Source organism: Mesorhizobium sp. M8A.F.Ca.ET.021.01.1.1, assembly GCF_003998025.1.
Taxonomy (GTDB): Bacteria; Pseudomonadota; Alphaproteobacteria; order Rhizobiales; family Rhizobiaceae; genus Mesorhizobium.
This window is the reverse complement of the sequence record NZ_RZSJ01000508.1, coordinates 1-4542: the sequence shown is the minus strand read 5'-3', so window position 1 is coordinate 4542 and position 4542 is coordinate 1. Positions and strand designations below refer to the sequence as shown.

At 64.6% G+C, this 4542-nt stretch carries 7 protein-coding genes; 2 read left to right on the top strand and 5 right to left on the bottom strand.

What is annotated here, in order from left to right; translation table 11 throughout:
- On the bottom strand, nt 1-471 hold a 471-nt coding region (locus tag EOA36_RS28520; RefSeq protein WP_145969345.1), incomplete at its 3' end, for a DMT family transporter.
- 96 nt (nt 472-567) lie between these two features.
- On the opposite strand from EOA36_RS28520, the gene EOA36_RS28515 reads away from it, so the two are divergent.
- Entirely contained in the window at nt 568-1053 is a 486-nt protein-coding gene (locus tag EOA36_RS28515; RefSeq protein ID WP_127280368.1) for a MarR family transcriptional regulator, read from the top strand.
- Between the two features lie 4 nt (nt 1054-1057).
- On the opposite strand, the gene EOA36_RS28510 is transcribed toward EOA36_RS28515, so the two are convergent.
- Genes EOA36_RS28510 through EOA36_RS28495 form a run of 4 tightly spaced genes read right to left on the bottom strand, consistent with a single transcriptional unit; the run spans nt 1058 to nt 3463 of the window.
- A complete protein-coding gene (locus EOA36_RS28510; RefSeq protein WP_127280367.1) occupies nt 1058-1483 on the bottom strand; it encodes a DUF1178 family protein in 426 nt (141 codons plus the stop codon).
- On the bottom strand, nt 1480-2346 hold the full coding sequence (locus EOA36_RS28505) for a carbon-nitrogen hydrolase family protein (protein WP_127280366.1): 867 nt from the start codon (nt 2344-2346) through the stop codon (nt 1480-1482). The genes EOA36_RS28510 and EOA36_RS28505 overlap by 4 nt, the downstream gene beginning before the upstream one ends.
- A gap of 9 nt (nt 2347-2355) precedes the next feature.
- Nucleotides 2356-2625, bottom strand: a complete 270-nt coding sequence (grxC, locus tag EOA36_RS28500) for a glutaredoxin 3 (protein ID WP_127280365.1) — start codon at nt 2623-2625, stop codon at nt 2356-2358.
- Between the two features lie 25 nt (nt 2626-2650).
- Nucleotides 2651-3463 carry a ComF family protein gene (locus EOA36_RS28495; protein ID WP_127280364.1) on the bottom strand — a complete coding sequence of 271 codons (813 nt, stop codon included), beginning with the start codon at nt 3461-3463 and terminating at the stop codon, nt 2651-2653.
- 65 nt (nt 3464-3528) lie between these two features.
- Between EOA36_RS28495 and EOA36_RS28490 the strand changes: the two genes are divergently transcribed.
- Nucleotides 3529-4401, top strand: coding sequence for a methyltransferase domain-containing protein (locus EOA36_RS28490; protein ID WP_127280363.1), 873 nt, complete (start codon nt 3529-3531; stop codon nt 4399-4401).
- The last annotated feature ends 141 nt before the right edge of the window (nt 4402-4542 follow it).

Genomic DNA, 4542 nt, shown 5'->3' with positions numbered 1-4542 from the left:
GATGACCCAGAAGACATCGGCCGGCTGGCCGGCCTCGCCACGCGTCACCGCCACCATGACCGCGCCGACGAAACCGACGGCGATGCCTGATATGCCCAGCATGTTGGGCCGCCGCACGCCGAGCAGGATCGACAACACCAGCGTGACGACGGGCGACAGCGTGAACATGATGCCGGTGTAGCCGGCGCCCAAATGCGGTATGGCCGAGAACATCAAAAGGTTTGGCACGGCATAAGACACTGCGGCGGTGACGAAGAAATAGCGAAGCTTGTGCGCCGTGAGCCGGATGCGCTGGCCGCGCAGCAGCAATACGACGAGAAGCACGCCGCCGGCGCCGAGCGAGATGACGAAGGCCCAGACCATGGCCGGCATGCCGGCCACCGTGGCGAGCTTGCCGAAAGGCAGCGTCAGGCCAAGCAGCCCCCCGGTGACGATCAGCAGGCCGAGCGCCGAATCCCAGAGAAGTTTCATGATCGATCCCTGTCCGCACGGCCCTTGGCCGGCATTGCATCTTGGGATAAGATAATGGAAAGATTCTTAACGTCAAGATACATTACGGTGAGATAGATGGACCGTGCAGGGAAAGCCATCGAGCAGTGGAAGCGGGAGCGGCCGGACCTAGACGTATCACCGATGGCCGTGATCGGGCGCTTGAATGAGGTCTCCTCGCTGATCGCCCGCGACCGCCTTGCGCCGCTCTTTGCCCGTTTCGGATTGCAGGCGGGAGAGTTCGATGTGCTGGCGACGCTGCGCCGCTCAGGCGCGCCTTACGCGCTGACGCCGACGGCGCTTTACGAGGCGACGATGGTGACCTCCGGGGCCATGACCAACAGACTGGATCGGCTCGAAACATCCGGCCTGATCCAGCGCGCGCCACACCCCAACGACCGGCGCGGCATCATCGTGCGGCTGAGCGACAAGGGCCTTGCGCTGATCGACGAGGCTGTCACCGCCCATGTGGCGAACGAGCATCAGATCCTGTCCGGCCTGACGCTGACCGAAAGAGAAACACTTTCGCGTCTGCTGGAAAAACTGATCAGCAGCGTGAGCTAAGTGCTCAGTTCCGGTCGTCCGGAAACACTGGAATCGGCATGAAATCGACGCCGTCCTCGGCAAGGCCCTTGGCCTCTTCCAGCGTCGCCTCGCCATAGATGCCGCGCGCATCGGTTTCGCCGAAGTGGATCTTTCGCGCTTCCTCGGCGAACTTGTCGCCGACATAGTCGGCGTTCTCGCGCACTTTCTCGGCCATCGCCTTCAGTTGCGCCAGCGCCTGCTTCTGCGCCTCGCCCATGGCAAGCGCTATGGTTTCCTGCTTGCGGGCCGTGGACACGGCGGGCGCCATCAGCGCTTTCTCGACCTTGTGCGAACCGCAGCTGGGGCAATCGACGAAGCCGCGCTTCTTCTGGGTGTCGAAATCGTCATTGCTGCGAAACCAGCCCTCGAACTCGTGCTCGTTTTCGCAGATCAGGGAAAAGCGGATCAAGAGGCGGCACCCCTGAGACGTGGCGCGTCAACCTCGCCGGCATTGATTGTGAAATCCCGCGCATTCTTCAAATTGGGGATCTTCTTGCGCGCCGCAAGCGATTGCGCCGGGTCGATCGCGGCGACGATCACCCCAGGCTCGTCATGCGCGGCTTCCGCGATGATGCGGCCCCACGGATCGACGATCAGAGAATGCCCATAGGTCTCGCGGCCATCCTCGTGCAGGCCACCTTGCGCGGCGGCAACGACGAAGGCGCCGTTCTCGATGGCGCGTGCCCTGAGCAACACGTGCCAATGCGCCTCGCCGGTCTGGCGGGTGAAAGCGGCGGGCACGGAAAGCAGATCGGCGCCGGCCATCGCCTCGGCGCGGAACAGTTGCGGAAAGCGCAGGTCGTAGCAGACGGCAAAGCCGAGCTTCGCGCCCCCGATCCCGGTGACGACGGCCTCCGTGCCAGGCTCGTAGGCGGCCGATTCACGCCAGCTCTCGCCATTGTCGAGATCGACGTCGAACATGTGGATCTTGTCGTAGCTGGCGAGCGTCACGCCATCGGGGCCGAACAGGAGCGCGCGGTTGGCGAGCTTGCCGTCGGCGCGCAGGATAGCGGTCGAGCCGATATGCAGGAACACGCCGAGTTCGCGCGCCAGCCTGCGCGCGGTTGCGACGATGATGTCCTTGTCTTCGGAGGTGAAGGAAGCGGCGCGCGCTTGCCTGTCGCGGATCAGCGCTCCGGTCATTTCCGGCGTCTGGATGTAGGTTGCGCCTTGGGCCGCGGCCTCACGCACCAATCGTTCGAGATCGACCGCATTGCGCTCGGGGCTCTCGCCTGAGCGCATCTGGATTGCCGCTGCCTTGAAAACACCCATTGTCACACCTCAAATCGACGAGCCGTTGGCGAGCAGTTTGTCCAGTCGACCCTCCGCCTCCAGATCATGGAGGTCGTCGCAGCCGCCGACATGCGTGTCGCCGATGAAAATCTGCGGAAAGGTGGTGCGCCCGTGGGCGCGCGACATCATTTCCTGGCGCAGCTCCGGCGAAAACGAGGCGTCGTGCTCGGTATAGGCGACACCCTTGCGCTCCAGCAGCCGCTTGGCCGCCGTGCAGTAGCCGCACATCATGCGCGTATAGATCGTGACATCGACCATGACGAATTCCGTTTCCGTTGCCGACTTATATAGTCGCGGACTCGTCCGCCCGGAAGTCCCCAGGCAACACGCGGGCAAAGGTCAGCACGTCGACGGCGGCAGCGCCTCCCTTTTTCAGCGCCTTGGTGGCGGCACGCACGGTGGCGCCGGTGGTGTAGACATCATCGATCAGAAGCACCCTGCGGCCTGCAATCTCAATCTCCGCCTCGGCGGGCACGCGAAAGGCGGCGCGCACGTTCTCCTCGCGCTCCTGCCGCTCCAGCCCGACCTGCTGGCGGGTGAGTTTGACACGACGCATGGCGGAAGGCGCGAAAGACAGCCCGCTGAGCTCGCAAACCGAGCGCGCCAGTTCCGCCGACTGGTTGAACCGCCGCCTGAAAAAACGGCGCCAATGCAGCGGCACAGGCACCACCACATCCGCGTCGGCGATAAGGTCGGCGCCCACGCGAACCATCCAGCGCGCCATCCAGGGAGCGAGATCGGTGCGGTCCTGGTATTTCAGCCCTTGCACCATCTGGCGGGCCACGCCGGAATAGGCGACCGCTGCCCGCGCCCGTTCGAAGGGCGGCGGATCGGCGATCGCCTCCGCCGACAGAAAACCATCCCCCATATGATGGGTGAACGGCGTGCCCATCACCGGGCACCAGGGCCGCTCCAGCAGCCGCAGCTTCGGCCAGCAGGCGCCGCACAGCACGCCGGGCTGCGAGACTTGCCGGCGGCAACCGGCGCAGACCGGCGGAAACAGGATGCGCGCCGGCCAGCCCAGAGCCGACCGGGCTGCCGACCCGGCCAGCTTCCTGATCTCGTCGGACTTGATCTTGGGCATCGGATCGGCCACGTGGTTGGTTTCTCGTCGCCCACCATACGAACCATATCAGGGCGCGGACATACAAGGACCATCCCTTGCAGCCTATAATGGATACCTCTCTGTGGCTGGCGCACAAGCGGCGCGCGCTCATCCATCCGGTTGACGGTGCCGACTTCCTCATGCATCGCGCCGCTGAGGATCTTGCCGACCGGCTGGGTGCCGTCGAGCGCAGGTTCGCCAAGGCGGCGGTGCTGTTTTGCCAGACCTCGGCCGCCGCCGACGTCCTTGCGCAGAGCGGCAAGGTAGCCGATATCGCCCGTGTCGAGACGGACGCGGCTTTCCTGAATGGTGCCGCCGGCCTGATTGCGCCGCTCGAGACCGTGCCGTTCGAGCCGCAGGGGCTCGATCTGGTGGTGTCGCTTTTGTCGCTGCAAACCATGAACGACATCCCGGGCATGCTGATCCAGATCCGCCGCGCCCTGCGGCCGGACGGACTTTTCCTCGGCGCCTTCGCGGGCGCCGGCACCCTGTCGGAACTGCGCGAAAGCCTGCTTGCCGCGGAGACCGATATCTACGGTGGCGCCAGCCCGCGCGTCATCCCGTTCACCGATGTGCGCGATGCTGGCGCACTGCTGCAGCGCGCCGGTTTCGCGTTGCCGGTCGCCGACGTCGAGACGGTGACGGTGCGCTATGCCAACCTGTTTGCGCTTATGGCCGACCTGCGTTCCATGGGCGAAACCAGCGCGCTTGCCGACCGCAGCCGGCGGCCGGGCTCGCGCAGACTGTTTGCCCGCGCCGCGGAAATCTACGCCGAACGCTTCTCCGACCCCGACGGTCGCGTCAGGGCAAGCTTTTCGATTGTCTGGATGTCCGGCTGGGCGCCCGACGCGTCGCAGCAAAAGCCGCTGAAGCCCGGTTCGGCCAAGGTTTCGCTAAAGACTATACTGGAGGGGCCTGAAGGGCATTGACCTGTTCGCAGGCTCTAGAGCGGTTCCTGTTTTGAGAGAATCGTAGGATTCCCAAAGCAGCTGGTTTGTGATTCAAGATGCTGGCTGGATTGGAGGCCAGCATCTGATGACGCGAGCGCTTTCAAACGATCTTCGTGAGCG